Raw genomic sequence first — 19,784 nt, forward strand, 5'->3', positions numbered from 1 at the left:
TTTACCCCTGTTTGTCTTGCGGGTTGCCGATCGTGCGGCGGACTTCCTCCGAATGCTGGCCCAGCGCGGGCGGCGCGCTGCGCACCGGCACCGCATGGCCGTCGATGCGAATCGGCGAGGAGAACGTGCGCGTCTGGGTGCCGCCCGGCAGTTCGATATCGCGAATCCAGCGCATGTGGTCGACCTGCGGGTCTTCCAGTGCGCGCGCATAGTCGTTGATGCGCGAATGCGGCACGCCGGCGCTGCGGAAGACATCGATCCAGTGGTCGACGCCTTGCTGCACAAAGACTTCTTCCAGCAGCGCTTTCAGCGCCACCTGATGGCGGGCGCGCAGCGTGGGCGACAGGAAGCGCGGGTCGTCCGCCAGCGGCTCCATCTGCACTGCGCGCAGCACATCGCGCCACAGGCCATCGTTGCCGGCGGCAATGGCGAAGTAGCCATCGGCGGCGCGAAAGGCCTGGTAGGGCGCATTGCGCGGATGGGCGGAGCCGAGCTTGACGGGGCTGCGGCCCGTGCCGAAGTATTCGCTGGTTTGCAGTGCACCAATCGCCAGCGTGCAGCCGAACATCGGTACATCCAGATGCGCGCCGCGCCCGCGCGCCCTGGCCTGGAGCAGCGCGCTGGCGATCGTGAAGGCGCCGTACAGGCCCGAGGCGAAATCGGAGACCGGCACGCCGCATTTGACTGGGGCATCGGAATCGCCTGTGACGCTCATCACGCCTGCAGCCGCCTGGATCGTCAGGTCGAAGCCGCCCTCGGCGGCGCGCGGGCCTGACTGGCCGAAGGCGGAGATCGAGCAGTAGACGAGTTCGGGGCGCAGCGCACTCAGTCGCGCGTAGCCCAGCCCGAGCCGATCCATCACGCCCGGCCGGTTGTTCTCGATGATCACGTCGGCTTTGGCGCACAGGGCGAGCGCGACGTCGAGATCGGCGGGAAGCTTGAGGTCCAGGACCACGGAGCGCTTGTTTCGGTTCAGCGATGCGAAGTTCTCGCTGAAGCCGGCGCTAATCGGCGGCCAGGTGCGCAGCGTGTCGCCGCCGGGCGGCTCGATCTTGATCACATCGGCGCCCATATCGGCCAGCAGCATGGCGCAAAATGGGCCGGCGGCCACGGAGCAGAACTCCAGCACGCGGATGCCGCGCAGCGGCAGGTCTTCGGTTTGGACGTCGGTCATGGATGGGTGTCGTGGGTCGTCATGGCTGGGGTGCATGACGTCAGGACCGAGTCTAGAACCGTTCCTCATTCCGGCACGGGTGTTCTACACTTTGGAACAGTTGCCCGGGCTCCACCGGGCGTCAGATGCTCGGTGCCATGAACAACACGCTGATTAAGGGTCTTCACCTACTCGACATCATGGCGCGCCACGGCAAGCCGATCGGCGTGAGCGAGCTCGCCCAGATGGCGAGCATGCCCAAGAGCGGCGCGCATCGGCTGCTGCAGGCACTGGTGGACGAGCACTATGTGGTGCGGGTGCCGCCGTCGGGCTACACGGTGTCGATCAAGCTATGGGAGTTGGGGTCGGCGGCGCTGTGGAGTTTCGACCTGCGCCGTCACGCGGACGCGCTGATGGAAGCGCTGATGCAATCCACCGGGGAGTCGGTCCACCTGTCCGTGCTGGACGGCCGCGAGGTCGTCTACGTGCACAAGGTGGAATGTCCGAACCCGATTCGCGCCTACAGCCAGATTGGTGGCCGCTCGCAGGCGCATTGCGTGGCCACGGGGAAGGCCATGTTGGCGTTCAGAAATCCGCAGTGGCTGGCCGAGATCGCCGATGACCTCAGCGCCGCCACACCCCGCACGATCACGGAGCCCGAGGCCTTTCTGCATGAGATGCAGCAGGTCCGCCGCATGGGGTACGCCATCAATCGGGGCGAATGGCGCCCGGGCGTGAACGGACTGGCCGCGCCCATTTTCGATGGAACAGGCGCGGTCATCGCGGCGGTTGGTATTTCCGGGCCGGACACACGGCTGCGGCCCACGCGTTTGCGCGATTTGGCCGCAGCCGTGTGCGAGGCAGCCGAGCAACTATCGACAGGGCTCGGCGAATTCGGCCCGCATGCCTCGCTGCTGCGCGTGACCAACCACTGGGGTGGGCTGCGCTAGGGCCTGGACATACCTGCATCCTCAGGCGCCATCGTAGAACGCATTGCGGGGGCGATCAATGCGCGGGATTGCCGGCACGGCGGCCATCGTTGCCACCGGCTTCTGCACCGGCGTGGGCGAGGCAGTGGTCGTGCCGGATACGCGTGCCTCGGCGGCCTCGAGCTTGGCGGGATACGTGCTGCCGACGCGGAACGGATCATAGCCGGCCTTCTCCACCTTCAGAAGATCTTGCCGGACTTCGGCGCGCGTCTCCGGCTGGATGGCCGGCGTGCCTTGCTGCGCAGCCACCTTGGCTTCCGCTGCCTGGATATCGACGGGATAGTTGGCGTCGTTGCCGAACGGGTTGTAGCCGGCCTTCTCTACACGGATGAGGTCGGCGCGCACTTCCGCGCGGGTCACAGGGCCCGGGGTGCTTTGCGCAAAGGCCAGTGCGGGCAACGCGACAAGGGCCAGGCTGGTGAGTCTTACGAGTGTTTTCATGATGTGCTCCTTGCGAACTAACGGGTGGATCCGGATGAATCCACGACGCATCTCAGCGTCTGGCGTCAGCATGCGCGCGTCCGGCCGGCGCGATTTTCGGGTTCGCATGGATTTCTTGCGGGATCACGATGCAGGAAACTGGTGGGCAGTTGCCGCGCAGCGCAATCCACTTCGGGCGTGCGGATGCATCGGCAAGCGCGCCATAAAGCGCTTTCAAGGGGGAATCATGACGGATTGCGATCAGGTGTTTGCTGGCTCGATCCCGAAGTTCTACGACACGTTCATGGTCCCGTTGATCTTCGAAGCCTATGCCGTCGATCTGGCCGCGCTGGTGGCAGCCGCCTCGCCCGGCGCGGTGCTGGAGACGGCGGCCGGCAGTGGCGTGGTCACGCGGGCGCTTGCGCCCAGGCTGAGCGCTGGCGCGCGCTATGTGGTGACCGATCTCAACCAGCCCATGCTCGACTATGCCGCCAGCCGGCAGGGGCCCGACAGCCGTATCGAATGGAAGCAGGCGGACGCGCTCCACCTGCCGTTCGAGGCCGCGTCGTTCGACGTTGTCTGCTGCCAGTTTGGTGCGATGTTCTTTCCCGATCGGGTCGCCGGCTATGCCGAGGCGCGTCGCATGTTGCGGCCGGGCGGTCGCTTCATCTTCAATGTCTGGGACCGCATCGAAGAGAACGTCTTTGCCAGCGACGTCACCGACGCTGTAGCCACGGTGTTCCCGCACGATCCACCGAGATTCCTCGCGCGCACGCCGCACGGCTATCACGATGTGGCGCTGATCCACGACGAGTTGAACCGCGCAGGGTTCGCCCGCGTCCAGATCGAGACACGCGAGAAGACAAGTCGCGCGAACTCGGCACGCGACGTCGCCACCGCCTATTGCCTGGGCACGCCGCTACGGAACGAGATCGAGGCGCGCGACGCCAGCTTGCTGCAACACGCGACGGACCGGGCGACGGAGACGATTGCCAGCCGCCATGGCGACGGCCCGGTGGGCGGGAAAATCCAGGCGTATGTGATCGTGGCGGCAGGGTAGCTGTCGCCTGCCACATCACCAGCGAAGCAGGCGTGGCCCCAGCAGCGCGCCAATCGCGGTTGGCACCAGCATGCCAAGCACGTACCACACCGCCCAGAAGGCGACGCCCATCTCTGGGCAATGCAGGCAGTAGGCGAGCGTTGCCACCGCACCGGACAACAAACCGCCGACGGCGCCGGTCAGGGCCAACCGTGTCGGGGCCAGGCCGCGCAACGCCCAGAATACGGCGATGAACACCGGCACCGACAGCAGCGTGATGTTGAGCGGGCAGACCCGCCACGTCTGCCCCAGGATGGCCGCCGCCCGTTCTCCGGCGGGTGTCTGTGCGACCGCAGTGATCGCGCCCAGCCAGACGGCGCCAAACGGCACGGCGATGCCCAGCCAGCGGAAACCCGTGGTCATTCCGGGCCGTGCCAGCCGGGCTGTCATCCACAGCGCACCCAGCAGCAGCGAGAGCGGCAGCGCTACCTTCGCCCAGAACAGCGGCGTGGCGGCGACGTCGGCCAGATCCGCGCGGACGTGCAGCATCGTGGCCACCAGCAAGGTCGCCAGCGCCGTGCCCACCGCCACGGCGATACCAAAACGGCGGCTGAGCGCGTGCCGGTCCACCGGCGCGGCGCCCGTGGCAAGCATGGAAATCAGGTCGTCCGTTTTCATTTCGTTCCTCGAATCTTCGCCGCGAGCGCCTTCAGCCCGCGATGCACGCCCACCTTTACCGCCGATTCGGACAGGCCGGTCATCCGCGCGGTTTCGCTGACAGACAGTCCCTCCAGCTTGACGTGCACGATCGGCAGGCGTTGCCGGTCGGGCAGCTGGTCGAGCAGGAGGTTCAGATCCCGCCTGGCCTGGGCCGATTCCAGGTCCGGCGTCGCAAGGATGTCCTCCGCGGCATCCAGCGGCATGCTCAGCGCGTCGTGCCGCGCATGGGCGCGAAAGTGGTCCGCAAGCTTGTAGCGGGCGATGGCGTGCACCCAGGCCGTCAGCGGCTGGTCCGGCAGGTAGGTGTGCCGGGCGTTATGCACCGCCAGCAGGACTTCCTGCGTCAGATCCTCGACATCGCCGGCCTGTTGCTGGAGCCGGTGGCGGAAATAGCCGCGCAATAGCGCGGCCAGCTCGGTCAGGAACCGCGCGTAGGCCGCCTGATCCCCTGCCAGCCCGTCCGCAAAAAGTTCGCGCAGGCGCGCCTCCCGCCGCTGCAGCGCTTCCTGTCCTGTAGTTCGCTCCATCGATCGCGTTGGTTACACCGGCCACGTTAGTTTGCGCGAATTCTACGCCGCGCCGGCGGCGATGTGGTGAGCAGCGCACCGTCATTGGGGAGGAAATTTTTTTGCGATGGCTGTAACCGGATGCGCCGCCGGGGCGAATTTCCTTTCAGACGCACACATGCCGTGTGGATCTACCGCCAGCCGTCCCGGCGTGGCGCGAAGTTTCTGATGCCGGGATGCTCCCGGTCCATGTCCAAACTATGAGGTGTGAAGATGAAGAAGATCGCAATCGCCGTGGTTTCCGCCGCCTTCCTGATGAGCGGCACGGCGGCATTCGCCCAGGCCAGCGGGTCGATGGCCAAGGATTCGATGTCGAAGGACAGCATGTCGAAGGACGGCATGCATAAGGACGGCATGCACAAGGACGCCATGTCGAAGGACAGCATGGGCAAGGATTCGATGTCGAAGGACAGCATGTCGAAGGACGGCATGCACAAGGACAAGATGAGCAAGTCGAAGTCGGGGGACAAGATGGGCAAGGATGGCGATGCCATGTCCGGCGGCATGAGCAAGTGATGCCGGGCAAGTGAGCGCGCCCCTGCGCCGCAGGCGGGATGACCGTCCCGCGCGGCGCATGGGTTCTGGAGGCCGAAATGGAAACCACACATGACGCGATGCCGCGCCGCGCTGCGCCACGTGCAATCCAGCCCGTCTGGGTGCGGATATCGCACTGGCTCAATGCCCTGGCAGCGGTGGTGATGATGCTGTCGGGCTGGCGCATCTACAACGCTTCACCAGTCTTCGCCAGCTTCAGCTTTCCGGCCGACATCACCCTCGGCGGCTGGCTGGGTGGCGCGCTGCAATGGCATTTTGCGGCCATGTGGCTGCTGTTCTTCAACGGCCTGTTCTATCTGGCGATGAATGTGATCACAGGCCGGCTTGCCAGGAAGTTCTTTCCACTGGCGCCGCGTGCCGTGCTCCACGATCTGGCCGCCGCGCTGCGCGGCCACCTCTCGCATGCGGATCTCAGTCACTACAACGCCGTGCAGAAGCTCGCGTACCTGTTCGTGATGGCGGTGCTTGTCGTGCTAGTGCTGTCCGGCATCGCGATCTGGAAGCCCGTGCAGTTCCCGCTGCTGCGCGAGTTGATGGGCGGCTATGACTTCGCCCGCGTGGTGCATTTCTGTGCCATGGCGCTGCTTGCCGCCTTCATCGTCGTGCATCTGGTGATGGTGGCGCTGGTGCCGCGCAGCCTGCTGACGATGATTCGCAGGCGCTGACGTCACGAAACTGGAGTAGAGCCGTGAACCCCAAACCTCCCCGGCGCCTGGCCGTCGATCGCCAGTCGCTGATCATCGACGTACGTCGAGAACTCGACGCGCCCGCGCGGCGCCTGTTCGGCAAGCGCATCCTCACGCTCGGCGGCCTTGCCATGCTCACGGGATGCAGTCTGCGCGACGAGGCGTCGGTCGAAACCTTCCTGGGTCGCATCTCGCGCATGAACGACAAGGTACAGGCATGGCTGTTCGATCCGAACCGGCTCGCCCCCACCTACACCGCCGTGCAGATCACGCGCCCGTTTCCCTTCAATGCGTTCTACGGCATCGACGAAGTGACCGTGGTGAACGGCGATGACTTCCGGCTCAAGGTGGGGGGGCTGGTGCAGGACAAGCGAAGCTGGACGCTGGATGCCCTCTACGCCTTGCCGCAGGCGGAGCAGATCACCCGGCATATCTGCGTGGAAGGCTGGAGCGCCATCGGGCGCTGGGGCGGCACGCCGTTCGCCGGCTTTCTCCAGCGGATCGGCGCCGATACCACGGCGAAGTACGTGGGATTCAGGTGCGCCGACGACTACTACGAAAGCATCGACATGGCCACCGCGCTACATCCGCAGACCTTGTTGACCTTTACGTACGATGGCGAGCGCCTCCCGCCCAAGTACGGCTTCCCCATGAAACTCCGGATGCCGACCAAGCTGGGCTACAAGAACCCCAAGCACATCATGGAGCTGTTCGTGACGAACACCTACCCGGGTGGCTACTGGGTGGATCAGGGCTACAACTGGTTCGGCGGATCCTGAACGCCGGCTGTCACGGTTCGCCAGCCTGCGTGGGCACCGTGAACTGGATGACGGCGCCGTGCGGCGCGTTCTCGCTGGCCCACAACCGGCCGCCGTGCGCCTCGATGATCGAACGGCAGATGGACAACCCCATGCCTAGCCCCGTGGACTTGGTGGTGTAGAAGGGCGCGAAGATGCTGTCGGGGTTCAGGGAGCCGAAGCCGGGGCCAGAATCCCGCACGGTAACGAGGACGCAGCCATCGGCCGTACAGCGCGTGGCGATCAGCACGTGCCGTTCGCCATCGACACCAAGCATGGCCTCGATCGCGTTGACGATCAGGTTGAGCAGCACCTGCTGCAGCGCCACGCGCTCGCCCTCGATGAGGGGCAAGTCATGTGCGAGCTGCGTCTCCACCCGGGCGCGGCTCTTCCGGGCTTCGCCGCCGGTGAGTTCCACCACCTCGCGGATGGCCGCGTTGATGTCGACCAGTTCCTTGCCGCGCGGCGCCTTCCTGATCAGTTGCCGAATCCGGCCGAGCACGTCCGCCGCGCGATTGGCATCCTTGACGATGCGTGTCAGCGCGAAGCCGACCTCGTCAAGATCGGGGCGCGGCAGGTTCAACCACCGCGTCGCGGCCTGGGCGTTGGTCACGGTCGCGGCAATCGGCTGATTCACTTCATGGGCGATGGAGGCAGCAAGCTGCCCCATGGTGGCCACGCGGTTGGCGTGCGCCAGTTCCGTCTGCACCTCGCGATAGCGGCGTTCGCCCTCGCGCACCCTGTCTTCCGCCTGCTTCTGCTCGGTCAGGTCGAGCACAAAGGCGACACCATCCCGCCCGCCCGGTTCGAAGGTCGCCAGGCCCACGATGACTGGTATCCGGCTGCCATCCTTGCGGAGGTATTCCGTCTCCAGCGGCGCGACGCGCCCCGTCTGGATCAACGCCGCTGCGGCGCGATCGGTGTCCTGTTGCCTGTCCGGCGGCGTCAGGTCCCGCCAGCCGATGTGGCCCGAGACAAGATCCGCGCGCGCGTATCCCACCATGCGAAGAAACGCGTCGTTGGCTTCGAGGATGCCCCCATCGGCGCGCCAGACGGCAATGCCGATGATATTGGCCTCCACCAGCCGCCGGATCTTGGCCTCGCGCTCCGCCACATCACGGTACAGGCGCGCATTCTCCAGCGAAATCGCGGCCTGGGAGGCCACCAGCCGCAGCACGGCGATGCGGGACGGGCTGAATACCCGCGCCGCCAGATTGTTCTCGAGGTAGAGCGCGCCGGTGAGCTTCGCCTGGGTCATCAGTGGCACGCACAGGATCGAGCGGGCGCGATGCTGATGGATGTACGGGTCGGCGGCATAGAGCGGCTCGGCGACGGCATCGTCCAGAAAGAGAGGCTCCCGCGTGCGCATCACATGGTTGAGCACGGATGCTGGCAACATCGCCGCGCTGACCGGCACGTTGTGCGGATGCAGGCGGGTCGCGTCGCTCGTGGCTTCCGCCGCCATCCGCTGCTCGCCGCCTTCCGACAGGATCAACAGCCCGCGCTCGGCGCCGGCCTGCTCCAGGGCCGTGCGCAGGATCATGTCGATCAGCTTTTCCAGGACGATCTCGCCCGAGGCGGCCTGCGTCACCTTGATCACGGTGGCGAGGTCCAGTTGCTCGACTGACGTGGCCATCGTATTCGTGGCGCCGGGCGTGGAAGCCTCCGACCGCAGGTACGGATGCTGCGCCTCGAGATGCCGGGCCTTCCCATCTGCCCCCCAGCGCAGGTAGCTGTAGCGGGCGTCCCGCAGATACGACCGGGCGATCTTCTGAAAGCCACGCGCCGCGTAGAAGCGGGAGGCGAGTTCGTTCGCCAGCGCTTCGATGTTCACGAAGCCGTCATCCCGCGCCGCGTGGATCGCCTGCTCGTAGCGCAGTTCCGCGTCGATCTCGCGGCCCTCGATGCGGGCGATCTCGGCGCCCACCAGCGCGGCGTGGCTGGCGAAGTTCTGGGGGCAGAGATCGGCCCAGACTTGCAGTTCCCGGTGATGGTCGGCCAGGATGTCCAGATGCGACTGCTGGTCGCCGGCCGGGAGCGCATCGCAGAGGCCCGCCCGGGCCAGCGCGCCATAGAAGTAGTACTCGGCTTCCTCGAGGAACGAGTACGAGGACCAGAGCAGCGCCTTGGCATGGGCGGCGGCATCCATGGCTGCCGCAAGGTCGCCGGCAAAATACCGCGCCTGCAGTTTCCGGATCCAGTACCAGCAGGCGAATACCGGCGACGCGAGCGAAAGGCCCGGTTCGACGAGGCTTTCGCTGAAGTGTTCGCCATCCAGATAGCCGAACGTCGGGGTGATGCCGCGCAGCATGCGGATCAGCGCCAGCTGGTTCTCGCTGAAGCCGATGGCAATCCCGAACCGCACCTGCCGGGCATACGCCACGCCACGTTCCGCTTCGTCCTGTAGTGCGGGCAGCGGCTCGCCGGCGAACAGCAGGTTCGATACCAGGTTGTTGCGCGTGAACGCGCCGGACGGCACATCGCCGACCCGGTGTGCCGCATCGAAGGCACGCTGAAGTTGCTCGCCACACGTGCGCACCGGCTGCGACCAGCGCGCGACAAACACCGAGAACGACAGGTAGGTGCGCGGCTCGTAGCGCTTGAGGCCGCGCCGTTCGGCCAGTTGGCAGCCGAGTTCCCCGAACTGGAATCCCGCCTGGTAGTCCCCGAAAATCCGCCCGGCGACCCGGGCGACATTGGTATAGGCCACGCAAGAGGCATCGGTGTTGCCGTGTTCGAGGCTGAGACTGATCGCCTTGCAGATCGTCAGCCAGGCCAGGTTCCCGTCCTTCCTCGCCGTGTGCAAGGCGGGCGAGGACAGCTTGGCCAGCGCCTGGATCGTGGCGAGGGCGACCGGATCCTCCATCGGCGGGAGATCGATCAGGGTCTCGATCGGCCGGTCCCCGAGCAGCGACCAGATGCGGTCGTATTCGTGGCGTAGCACGCTCTCGTCCGGCTGGGGTGACCATTCGATGCCCACCAGGCGGAGCAGGGCGAGGCAATCCGAGACCGCCCGGTCGCCCTGGCCGAGAATCAGGTACAGATCCATCTGCCAGCAAGCGATGCCCAGACGCTCGACCACGTCCACGGCGCGCTCGGCCAGCGTCATGAAGCGCGCTTCGGCGGCGGCCAGTTGCCCGGTCAGGAATTCGCACTGGGCCCGGTTCGACTCCAGCGCAAACATCAAGTCATAGTGGTCTTGCCAGCCGTTTTCCGGCAACAGGCCGGCGCCGGCGCCGAGATACGTCAGCGCGGAGGCATAGGCGGTGGACGCCTTGGCGCGCTGGCCCGCCAGCAGGTTGAATTCGGCCAGCTGCTCGCGCTCGGCCGCGTCCGTGATCAGCGCAGTGCCGCGATTGAGCTGGCCCACGATTTCGAAGATCGCCTCGTCGCGTTGCGCCGGCAGGGTCCGGGCGGCCAGCAGCCGGCCGATCCGCAAGTGCGCCTCGGCGCGCGAGGCCTCGGGGATCAGCGTGTAGGCGGCTTCGTGCACGCGGTCGTGCACGAACGCATAGGTGGTCTCTTGCCGGATGACCAGCTCCTGACGAATCGCCTCCCACAGCGTCGTGTGGACCTGCGCCTCGGGCATGCCCAGCACCGCTGCAAGCGTCGTGATCTCGGCGACGTTGCCGAGGCAGGAGAGCTGCTGCAACGCCTGCTGCGTCGGCAGCGGCAGCTTGGCCAGCTTGCCGACCAACAGATCGACGACGTTATCGGTGTAGCCCTTGGCGTGGATGCGCGCCGGATCCCAGCGCCATTGCCGCGTGGCATGGTCCGGGGTGAGCAGGTCTTCGTCGACCAGCGCGTGCAGGAACCGGATCACGAAGAACGGATTGCCGGCGGTCTTGTCGTGCACCAGTTGCGCCAGGGGCTCGATCCGTGCCGGCTCGCCATGCAGCGCCTCCGCGAGCAACTGCCGGATATGCGCGCTGGCGAGCGGCGCCAACTGGATGTCATCGACCCGCGCCCCCGCATTGCGGATGGCCTGCAGCTTGCCAGTAAGCGGATGGGCGGCGCCGACCTCGTTGTCGCGGTACGCACCCACCAGCAGCAGGTGGCGCATGTCCGCGTGGGTCAGCAGGTCTTCCATCAGGTCCAGCGTGGCTGCGTCCAGCCACTGCAGATCGTCAAGAAACAATGCGAGCGGATGTTCCGGGCGGGCGAATGCCCCGATGAAGGCGCGGAATACCAGCAGGAAGCGGCGTTGCGCCTGCTGCGGCTCAAGCTCGGGCACCGGAGGCGGCTCGCCGATGATGAGCTTCAACTCGGGAATCAGGTCCGTCATCAGCCCCGCGTTGGGCCCCAGCGCTTCCAGCAGGGCGCTGCGCCAACGCTCCAGCTCCGCGTCGGACTTGCCGAGCAGCATCCGCACCAGACCCTGGAAGGCCTGCACCAGCGTGGAATACGGGATGTCGCGCTTGTACTGGTCGAACTTGCCAGACGCGAACAACCCGCGCGGCGGCACCAGCACCCGGTGCAATTCGCTGACCACCGAGGACTTGCCGATGCCGGAATAACCCGACACCAGCACCAGTTCCGGCGTGCCGGTCTCGACCACCCGGGTGAAGGCGTCGACCAGGGTGCTGACTTCGCACTCGCGTCCGTAGAGCTTCTCGGGAATCAGCAGGCGGTCGTGCGTGCCGTGCGCGTCGAGCGGGAAGTCCTCGATGCGGCGCTGGCGCTCCCAGTCTTCCAGGCATTGGCGAAGGTCATGCTCAAGCCCGACAGCGGTCTCGTAGCGCTCCTCGGCCATCTTGGCGAGCAGCTTCATGACGATGCGTGAAATCGTCGCCGGCACGGTTTCCTGCCGCGCGCGCGGCGACACTGGCATCTTGGCAATGTGGCAGTGCACCCACTCCATCGGATCCGTGGCCGTGAACGGCAGCGCGCCGGTCAGCATCTGGTAGAGCGTGACGCCGAATGCGTAGAGGTCGCTGCGGGAATCGATCGACCGGTTCATCCGCCCGGTCTGCTCGGGCGCCATGTAGGCCAGCGTGCCGGCGATGGTTTCGGGCGGTTTGGGCGCCTGACGTTCGCGCGGCAGGCGCGAGGCCAGGCCGAAGCCGGTAAGCCGTGCTTGCCCGTCGGCGCAGTTCACGACGATGTGGGTCGGCTTGAGATCCTTGTGGAGTAGCCCGCGCTGGTGGAGCCCGCAGAGCGCGGTGGCGATGCTCACCGCGTGGCGCAGGAACGCCCCGATCTCCATCGGCGCGCCCAGCAGGCGGGAGAGCGGCTCGCCGCCCGGGTCCTCGAGCATCAGCGCAGTCCGGCCGGCCTCTCGCACCAGTTCCAGCGGCCGAATCGCCCAGGCGCTGTCCAGTTCGTCCTTCAGGCGGTATTCGTGGGCCAGGCGGTCCAGACTGGCCGGCAACGGCTGTTCCGCAGCGGGCCGCGCCAGCAGAAAATCGCCGGCGGCCTCGTCCGGGCGCCGTCCCCGGTAGAAGACACGCTCGCCGTCGTCCCACAAGATCTGCAGTCCGTTATGCATTACCCCGAAGCATCCTGTAGGCCTTCCCTGCGGACGCAGGTATCGAGTGAAGATACGCCGACGCCGCTACGGCGCCATTGGGGAATAGTATGAAAATGTGATGATATCGTAATATTTGGCGGATTCCTATAATCATCAGGCTCATCACGCCCAGCCCGGCCGAAGCGCCGGTCTGCGGCATTCTCGTTCTCTCCATGGAGCAACATGATGAAGATCCTGATGGTCCTGACCTCGCACGACCAGCTCGGCAATACCGGCCGCAAGACGGGTTTCTGGCTCGAAGAGCTGGCTGCGCCGTATTACGCCTTCAAGGATGCGGGCGCTGAAATCGTCCTGGCCTCGCCCAAGGGTGGCCAGCCGCCGCTGGACCCCAAGAGCAACGAGCCGGATTTCCAGACGGAACTCACGCATCGATTCGAAGCCGACGCGGCGGCCAAGGCGCAGCTTGCCGCCACCGTGCGGCTGGATTCGGTTTCGCAGGCGGACTTCGACACGGTGTTCTATCCGGGCGGCCATGGTCCGTTGTGGGATCTGGCGGAAGACAAGCGCTCGATCGCGCTGATTCAGTCGTTCGTTGCCGCCGGCAAGCCCGTGGCACTGGTCTGCCATGCGCCGGGCGTGCTGCGGCACGTGGTCACGCCGGACGGCAAGCCGCTGGTGCAGGGCAGGAAAGTCACCGGCTTCACCAACACCGAAGAAGCCGCCGTGGAACTGACGAAGGTGGTGCCGTTCCTGGTGGAAGACGAGCTGAAGGCCAAGGGCGGCCTCTATTCCAAAGGGGATGACTGGGCGCCCTACGTGGTGGAGGATGGCCTGCTGATCACGGGCCAGAACCCGGCATCCTCGGCGTCAGCGGCGGCGGCCTTGTTGAAGCGGCTGGCGTGAGTTGACGCCTGCCGCCAGGGCGCGCCGATGACGTTATCGGGCGCTCAGCCGTCGATGCGGCGCGCCCACGCGAGTTCCACGAACACCGCGCACAGCGCTTCCATGCCCGCCTGGTCCGCTTCGTCGAAGCGGGCTTCGCGGGGGCTGTCGACGTCCCACACGCCAATCAGCGTGCCATCGGGCGCGACCAGCGGCACCACGATTTCCGAGCGCGAGGCCGCATCGCAGGCAATATGGCCGGGGAAGGCGTGGACATCGCGTACCAGCTGCGTGGCGCGCGTCTGCGCGGCCGTGCCGCAGACCCCGCGCCCGATGGCGATGCGCACGCAGGCCGGCTTGCCCTGGAAGGGGCCCACCACCAGCTCGGCGCCATCGTAGAAATAGAAACCGGCCCAGTTCAGGTCGGCCAGCGAGTGGTAGACCAGTGCCGAGAAATTCGCGGCATTGGCGATCAGGTCGCGCTCATCGGCCAGGAGACCGCGCGCCATGTCCACCAGCGTGGCGTACTGGTCGGACTTGGGGGCGGCGGAGAGATCGTCGGAAAGCTGGAACATCGTGAGGAGGCCGGAGATATTGCGGAAGGGCCGATGATATACCGGCCGCCGGCCGCCTACATCCGCCCGACTTCAGGCCCCCGGGGCCGGCGCCCCACGCAATGCCAGATTCAACTGGTCCACCATCTCGGCCCAGTCGGCGTCTTCCATGTACTCGTCGCGCAGCAGTGCCGCCTGCGCGGGCGTCCAGAAAGGCGCCTCCCAGATTTCGACGTCCTCGGCGAGCGGGGAGTGCGTGGTGATGAAGGCGCGGATGTCGGCCTCTTCGGCGGGCAGGCCGAGTTGTGCGAACAGATCGGAGAAATGGTGGAAGGACAGGTCCATCGCGTGCTCCTGAAGGTTGGCCGGCAGTGTGATGGCCGATTCTCGCTCGCGGAGCGGGGGCCTGCAATCCTCCATCCGCCTACGCGCGCTTTGTGATGCGGCGGTCTCCCGGTGCTGTTCCGGTTAGCGTAAGGATTGGCCCGGTACCTTAATTGATGCCTGCCGCCCGGCGCCGTATTGTGGGATCACAACCAGATCAGCGGCGCGCCGGCGGAATTCTTCCGGTGACGACCCCCACCACCCGGAGACAACTCGTGACCGCCAGCCCCCGCCAACGTTTGCCTTAGCGGCGAATCCTCCCGGCAGTTCTGCCGATGCCATTCCCATGCCTTCCCTACCAAGCGGGGTGCGCCGATGCGTGCCTGCCGCGATGGAGCCGCTATGTCGCAACATTTGATTGCCATCTCAGTCCTGGGACTGATGTTCGTCGTCGCCACGGTCCTGCCGGTCAATATGGGGGCGCTCGCCTTCGTCGGCGCGTTCCTGGTCGGTACCTGGGTGGCCGCCATGCCGGCCAAGGCCATCCTGGCCGGCTTTCCGGCTGACCTGTTCCTGACGCTGGTCGGCATCACCTACCTGTTCGCCGTGGCGCAGAACAACGGCACCATCGACTGGCTGGTGCGGCTGGCAGTACGCGCCGTGGGCGGCCGGATCGCGGCAATTCCGTGGATCATGTTCCTGATCGCGGCGTTGCTGACCTCGGTCGGCGCGGTCAGCCCGGCAGCGGTAGCGATCATCGCGCCGATTGCGCTGGGCTTTGCCGCGCGCTACGGCATCAACCCGCTGCTGATGGGGCTGATGGTGATCCATGGTGCGCAGGGCGGTGGCTTCTCGCCGATCAGCATCTATGGCGGCATCACCAACAAGATCGTGCAGAAGGCCGGGCTGCCGCTGAGCGAGATGGCGACGGCTTTCGCCAGCCTCGGCGTCAATCTCGCCGTGGCGGCGGGGTTGTTCGTGGCGTTCGGCGGGCTGCGCCTGATGCGCCAATCGGCAACATCGGCTGCGGCAGCGCCGCAACCGGCCGGCGACGCGCTGGCCATGCCGCATCCCTTCGGCGCCTACACGGTGGCGGCACAGGGCGCACAGATCTATGGCGATGCCGAGGCCGAGGCGGGCATGGAGGAGCAGAAAACCATGACGCGCGACCGGGGATCGATGCTGGAGGGGGGCAACGATGCCGCCAGCAGCACGGAGACGCCGGCCGGCCTCTACCAGTACCTGACCGTGGCCGGCCTCGTGGCGCTGGCCGTGCTGACGCTCTATTTCAAGCTCGATATCGGCTTCGTCTCGCTGACCATCGCGCTGGCGCTCACGCTGATCGCCCCGGACCTGCAGAAGCGGGCGCTGGGCCAGGTGTCCTGGCCGGAGATCATGCTGATCGTCGGCGTGAGCACCTATGTGGGCGTGATGGACAAGATGGGCACGATCGATTTCGTCGGCCACAGCGTGGCGCACCTGACCTCCCCGCTGATGGCCGCGCTGCTGCTGTGCTTCGTGGGCGCCGTGGTGTCCGCGTTCGCATCGTCGACCGCCGTGCTGGGGTCGCTGATCCCGCTCGCGGTGCCGTTCCTGCAGCAGGGTTCCGACGTGAGTGCGATCGGCTTTATCGCCGCGATGGCCGTGTCGTCGACCATCGTCGATGTGAGCCCGTTCTCGACCAACGGCGCGCTGGTGCTGGCCAATGCCCAGGGCGTGGATCGGCAGGCTTTCTTCCGCAAGCTGATGGTCTACGGCGCGCTGGTCACGATCATTGCGCCAGTGGTGCTGTGGTTTGCCTTCGTCGTGCTCTGAGGTTGTAGACAGGTCTGTCTTCTATAATGGTCACCATCCGCACCCGACTTCCGCACCGCCATGGCCACTCCCTCCGCCCGCGACCGCATTCTCGATACCGCCGCGCGGCTGTTCTACCGCGACGGCTATCGCGCCACCGGCATCGACAAGATCATCGCCGAGTCCGGCGTGGCGAAAATGTCGCTATATCGTCACTTTGCATCGAAAAACGATCTGATCTCGGCCTTCCTGGCCCGCCGGCATGACAACTGGATGGCGTGGTTCGAGGCTGCCGTGCGTCGCCGGCTCGCGGAACGGCCGAACCTCGATGTGCTGGCCGATGCCCTCGCCGAGTGGTTCCAGTCGGACGACTACCGGGGCTGCGCCTTCATCAACGTGGTGGCCGAGGCCGGCGGCGGCGCAGGGGATGACCCCCGGCTGGCCGGGCACGCGGTGGAACACAAGAAATCGCTCGCCGAATTTGTCGCGAACGTGGCCCGCGAACTGAAGCTGAGCGACCCCGAGGCGGTGGCCGAGGAAGCCATGGTCTGCATCGAAGGGATGATCGTGCGCTACCAGATGGTGCCAGACGTGGCATCGATCGACGCCGGCCGCCGCCTGCTGGCCCGGCTGCACGCGGCCGGGTAGGCAGCTACCCCGGTCCCACGCCGGTCATTCCCCGCTCTGCCGCATCACCCAGTCCACCGCCCGCAGCAGGTACGGCGACGTATCGCCGGCACGGTAGCTCATGATCACGGGCGAGACGAAGCCGGCCGCATCCACGGGCACGTAGCGCACATCGTCCCGATGCAGCCGCTGCACCGAGGCCGGCACCAGTGTGATGCCGATGCCCGCCGCCACCAGCCCCAGCGCCGTCTGCAACTCGTTGGCTTCCTGCACGACACGGGGCTGGAGCCCCTGCGCGCGGAACAGCGACAGCACGTGGTCCGCATAGCTGGGGCGGGGCCGGGCAGGGTAGAGGATCAGCGGATGGCGGGCCAGGGCGTCCGCCGTCAGTGGGGCGGCCGGCACGGCTGCGCTGGCGGGCAGGGCGGCCACGAGGGCCTCCGCCCGGACCACGCGCTGCGCGATGGCCGGATCGTTGAGCGCGAGCCGGCCGAAGCCGAGGTCGATGCGGCCGGACTTGAGCGCCTCCAGTTGCTGCACCGTGATCATCTCGGTCAGGCCCACTTCGATCTGGCTGGCGTCGTCGCGCAGCACGCGGATCAGTTCGGGCAGCACCCCGTAGAGTACCGAGGGCACGAAGCCGATGCCGAACCAGCGCTTCTCGTTGCGGCCGATGCGCCGCGTGCCTTCCAGCGTCTCTTCCAGCCGCTGGGTCAACTGGAGCGACTGTTCGAGCAGGAAGCGGCCGGCCTCGGTCAGCTTCAGGCCCCGCCCGACGCGATCGAACAGCGCCACGCCCACTTCCTCCTCGAACTGGCGGATCTGGCGCGACAGCGGCGGCTGGGCCATATGCAGCAGGGATGCCGCCCGCGTCACATTGAGTTCCTGGGCAACGGTCTGGAAATAACGCAGGTGCCGGAGTTCCATGGCGCCTCCTTTGTCGGGTCGATGCATACCCACAGGGTATCGATCGAGACATCATCGGTCTTGGACGTCCGTAAAGTCAAGGCGTATGCTCGATTGCAACTGATACCAAGCATCGAGAAAGTATGACTACGACGATTACCGGCATCGAGGCCATCCTGGTCGATCTCCCGACCATCCGGGCCCACCAACTGGCCATGGCGACCATGCAGCAGCAGACGCTGGTGATCGTGCGGCTGCGTTGTAGCGACGGCGTGGAGGGCATCGGCGAGGCCACCACCATTGGCGGGCTGTCCTATGGCGATGAAAGCCCCGAAGGTATCAAGCTGACCATCGACACCTACCTTGGCCCGGCGCTGATCGGCCAGGACGCCACCAATGTCCACGGCGCGATGGCGCGGCTGAACAAGGTGGCGCGCGGCAACCGTTTCGCCAAGAGCGCGCTGGAAACCGCGCTGCTCGATGGGCAGGGCAAGCGCCTGAATGTGCCGCTGGCCACGCTGCTCGGCGGCGCCGTGCGCGACACGCTGCCGGTGCTCTGGACCCTGGCCAGTGGCGACACCGCCCGGGACATCGAGGAAGCCGAGCGCCTGCTGACCGAGCGCCGCCACAACACCTTCAAGCTCAAGATCGGCCGCCGCGCGGTGCGTGACGACGTGGCGCACGTCTCCGCCATCAAGCGCGCGCTGGGCGACCGTGCCCGCGTGACCGTCGACGTGAACCAGGCGTGGAACGAGGCCGACGCGGCCACCGGCATCGCCATGCTGGAGGCGGCCGGCATCGACCTGATCGAGCAACCCACGCCGCGCGAGCACCGCACGGCGCTGGCGCGGCTGGCGGCGCGCTTCGTGGTGCCGATCATGGCCGACGAGGCCGTGACCGGCCCGGAAGACGCGATGGAGTTGGCCCGCCTGGGTGCCGCCGATGTGTTCGCGCTCAAGATCGCCAAGTCCGGCGGCATCTTCGGCATGCTGCGCACGGCGGCCGTGGGCGACGCGGCTGGCATCGCGCTCTATGGCGGCACGATGCTGGAAGGCAGCGTCGGCACCATCGCCGCTGCGCATGGCTTCTGCACGCTGCCGCAGCTCGCCTGGGGCACCGAGCTGTTCGGCCCGCTGCTGCTCAAGGACGACATCGTGGCCGAGCGCCCCACCTACCGCGACTTCGCGCTGCACCTGCCCACCGGCCCCGGCCTGGGGCTGGCGCTGGACGAAGACAAGCTCGCGCACTATCGTCGCCCGGCCGCCTGAGCGGCGACCGCCGCCCCGCATCATCGACATATAAAAGAAGGAATGGAGACTATGAAATCCCTGAACCGGTCATTGCTGTCGGCGCTCTTCGCCGCTGCCGCACTGGTGGCGGGCACCGCCCACGCCGCCTATCCCGACCATCCCATCCGCTGGATCGTGCCGTTCCCGGCCGGCGGCGCGATGGACAACATCGCCCGCACGCTGGGCGAGGACATGTCCAGGACGCTCGGCCAGGCCGTGGTGGTGGAGAACCGCCCCGGCGCGGGCGGCAACATCGGCGCGGAACTGGTGGCGCGTGCCCCGGCCGATGGCTACACGCTGCTGATCGTGGCCAATGGCATGGCGGTCAATCCGGCGCTGTACGGCAAGCTCGGCTACGACCCGGTCAAGGATTTCGCGCCGGTCTCGCTGCTGGCCGTGGTGCCAAACGTGCTGGTCGCCAACAAGGCGAAGACGCCGGCCAAGACCGTGGCGGAGGTGATCGCCAGCGCCAAGGCGCGGCCGGGCAAGTACACCTACGCGTCGGCCGGCAACGGTACGTCGATCCATCTGGCGGGGGAGTTGTTCACGTCGATGGCACAGGTGGATCTGCTCCACATCCCCTACAAGGGGTCGGGCCCGGCCATGACCGACCTGCTTGGCGGGCAGGTGGACTATATGTTCGACAGCATCACCTCGGCCAAGCCCCAGATCGATAGCGGCAAGCTGACGCCCATCGCCGTCACCACCGCCAAGCGTTCCTCGGCGCTGCCCAACGTGCCGACGCTGGCCGAGGCGGGGCTGCCGGGCTACGAGCTGTCGCCGTGGTTCGCCGCCTTCGTGCCGGCCAAGACGCCGCAGCCGGTCATCGACGCGCTGAACAAGGCCATGCTGGAGGCGCTGAAGAAGCCCGCCGTGCAGCAGCGGCTGGCGGGCATCGGCGCGGAGCCCATCGGCAGCACGCCGGCGGCGCTGCGTGACCATCTGGCGAAGGAAACCACCAAGTGGGGCGCCCTGATCAAGGAAAGGGGCATTCGCGCCGATTGAGGATTGCG

The 19,784-nt window shown here is 66.7% G+C and carries 17 protein-coding genes and 1 pseudogene; 10 read left to right on the plus strand and 8 right to left on the minus strand.

What is annotated here, in order from left to right:
* Position 1: 1 nt before the first annotated feature.
* Positions 2-1,174, minus strand: coding sequence for a CaiB/BaiF CoA transferase family protein (locus BM115_RS14390; protein ID WP_092294903.1), 1,173 nt, complete (start codon positions 1,172-1,174; stop codon positions 2-4).
* Between the two features lie 137 nt (positions 1,175-1,311).
* Between BM115_RS14390 and BM115_RS14395 the strand changes: the two genes are divergently transcribed.
* Complete coding sequence (locus tag BM115_RS14395) at positions 1,312-2,103, plus strand: IclR family transcriptional regulator (protein WP_177219919.1); 792 nt, start codon at positions 1,312-1,314, stop codon at positions 2,101-2,103.
* A gap of 174 nt (positions 2,104-2,277) precedes the next feature.
* On the opposite strand, the pseudogene BM115_RS14400 reads toward BM115_RS14395, so the two are convergent.
* A pseudogene (locus tag BM115_RS14400) lies at positions 2,278-2,583 on the minus strand (DUF4148 domain-containing protein); the annotation flags it as partial.
* A 226-nt stretch (positions 2,584-2,809) separates the two neighbouring features.
* On the opposite strand from BM115_RS14400, the gene BM115_RS14405 reads away from it, so the two are divergent.
* The gene (locus tag BM115_RS14405) at positions 2,810-3,622 is read left to right on the plus strand and encodes a class I SAM-dependent methyltransferase (protein ID WP_092294909.1); all 813 of its coding nucleotides are present in this window, start codon (positions 2,810-2,812) and stop codon (positions 3,620-3,622) included.
* Positions 3,623-3,637: 15 nt separating this feature from the next.
* On the opposite strand, the gene BM115_RS14410 is transcribed toward BM115_RS14405, so the two are convergent.
* Together BM115_RS14410 and BM115_RS14415 are read right to left on the minus strand one after the other, a co-directional pair.
* Positions 3,638-4,279, minus strand: coding sequence for a DUF1109 domain-containing protein (locus BM115_RS14410; RefSeq protein ID WP_092294911.1), 642 nt, complete (start codon positions 4,277-4,279; stop codon positions 3,638-3,640).
* Positions 4,276-4,848 carry a sigma-70 family RNA polymerase sigma factor gene (locus BM115_RS14415; RefSeq protein ID WP_092294913.1) on the minus strand — a complete coding sequence of 191 codons (573 nt, stop codon included), beginning with the start codon at positions 4,846-4,848 and terminating at the stop codon, positions 4,276-4,278. Before BM115_RS14415 ends, BM115_RS14410 begins: the two co-directional genes overlap by 4 nt.
* Positions 4,849-5,100: 252 nt before the next feature.
* Here BM115_RS14415 and BM115_RS14420 point away from each other — a divergent pair, with 252 nt between their 5' ends.
* The 3 genes from BM115_RS14420 to BM115_RS14430 all read left to right on the plus strand — a co-directional run bounded on the left by BM115_RS14420 (position 5,101) and on the right by BM115_RS14430 (position 6,907).
* Entirely contained in the window at positions 5,101-5,403 is a 303-nt protein-coding gene (locus BM115_RS14420; protein ID WP_092294915.1) for a pentapeptide MXKDX repeat protein, read from the plus strand.
* A gap of 77 nt (positions 5,404-5,480) precedes the next feature.
* Positions 5,481-6,107 (plus strand): cytochrome b/b6 domain-containing protein, encoded by a 627-nt coding sequence (locus BM115_RS14425; protein ID WP_092295111.1) that lies wholly within the window; start codon positions 5,481-5,483, stop codon positions 6,105-6,107.
* A gap of 23 nt (positions 6,108-6,130) precedes the next feature.
* Entirely contained in the window at positions 6,131-6,907 is a 777-nt protein-coding gene (locus tag BM115_RS14430; protein ID WP_092294917.1) for a molybdopterin-dependent oxidoreductase, read from the plus strand.
* 10 nt (positions 6,908-6,917) lie between these two features.
* Here the strand turns inward: BM115_RS14430 and BM115_RS14435 are convergent, their stop codons facing one another.
* Positions 6,918-12,413, minus strand: coding sequence for a trifunctional serine/threonine-protein kinase/ATP-binding protein/sensor histidine kinase (locus tag BM115_RS14435; protein WP_218158031.1), 5,496 nt, complete (start codon positions 12,411-12,413; stop codon positions 6,918-6,920).
* Positions 12,414-12,620: 207 nt separating this feature from the next.
* On the opposite strand from BM115_RS14435, the gene BM115_RS14440 reads away from it, so the two are divergent.
* Positions 12,621-13,298 (plus strand): type 1 glutamine amidotransferase domain-containing protein, encoded by a 678-nt coding sequence (locus BM115_RS14440; RefSeq protein WP_092294919.1) that lies wholly within the window; start codon positions 12,621-12,623, stop codon positions 13,296-13,298.
* 44 nt (positions 13,299-13,342) lie between these two features.
* On the opposite strand, the gene BM115_RS14445 is transcribed toward BM115_RS14440, so the two are convergent.
* Both BM115_RS14445 and BM115_RS14450 read right to left on the minus strand, forming a co-directional pair.
* The gene (locus tag BM115_RS14445) at positions 13,343-13,852 is read right to left on the minus strand and encodes a GAF domain-containing protein (RefSeq protein WP_092294921.1); all 510 of its coding nucleotides are present in this window, start codon (positions 13,850-13,852) and stop codon (positions 13,343-13,345) included.
* Between the two features lie 72 nt (positions 13,853-13,924).
* A complete protein-coding gene (locus BM115_RS14450) occupies positions 13,925-14,176 on the minus strand; it encodes a DUF2789 domain-containing protein (protein ID WP_092294923.1) in 252 nt (83 codons plus the stop codon).
* A 381-nt stretch (positions 14,177-14,557) separates the two neighbouring features.
* Here BM115_RS14450 and BM115_RS14455 point away from each other — a divergent pair, with 381 nt between their 5' ends.
* Together BM115_RS14455 and BM115_RS14460 are read left to right on the plus strand one after the other, a co-directional pair.
* Positions 14,558-15,970: an SLC13 family permease gene (locus BM115_RS14455; protein WP_092294925.1), complete on the plus strand. Its 1,413-nt coding sequence runs from the start codon at positions 14,558-14,560 to the stop codon at positions 15,968-15,970.
* Positions 15,971-16,030: 60 nt separating this feature from the next.
* On the plus strand, positions 16,031-16,597 hold the full coding sequence (locus BM115_RS14460; protein WP_092294927.1) for a TetR/AcrR family transcriptional regulator: 567 nt from the start codon (positions 16,031-16,033) through the stop codon (positions 16,595-16,597).
* A 24-nt stretch (positions 16,598-16,621) separates the two neighbouring features.
* Here the strand turns inward: BM115_RS14460 and BM115_RS14465 are convergent, their stop codons facing one another.
* Positions 16,622-17,503, minus strand: a complete 882-nt coding sequence (locus tag BM115_RS14465; RefSeq protein WP_092294929.1) for a LysR family transcriptional regulator — start codon at positions 17,501-17,503, stop codon at positions 16,622-16,624.
* A 122-nt stretch (positions 17,504-17,625) separates the two neighbouring features.
* On the opposite strand from BM115_RS14465, the gene BM115_RS14470 reads away from it, so the two are divergent.
* Together BM115_RS14470 and BM115_RS14475 are read left to right on the plus strand one after the other, a co-directional pair.
* Entirely contained in the window at positions 17,626-18,750 is a 1,125-nt protein-coding gene (locus BM115_RS14470) for a muconate/chloromuconate family cycloisomerase (RefSeq protein ID WP_092294931.1), read from the plus strand.
* 51 nt (positions 18,751-18,801) lie between these two features.
* The gene (locus tag BM115_RS14475; protein WP_092294933.1) at positions 18,802-19,776 is read left to right on the plus strand and encodes a tripartite tricarboxylate transporter substrate binding protein; all 975 of its coding nucleotides are present in this window, start codon (positions 18,802-18,804) and stop codon (positions 19,774-19,776) included.
* Positions 19,777-19,784: the final 8 nt, after the last annotated feature.

Origin of the sequence: Cupriavidus sp. OV096 (assembly GCF_900115455.1) — a bacterium.
Taxonomy (GTDB): domain Bacteria; phylum Pseudomonadota; class Gammaproteobacteria; order Burkholderiales; family Burkholderiaceae; genus Cupriavidus.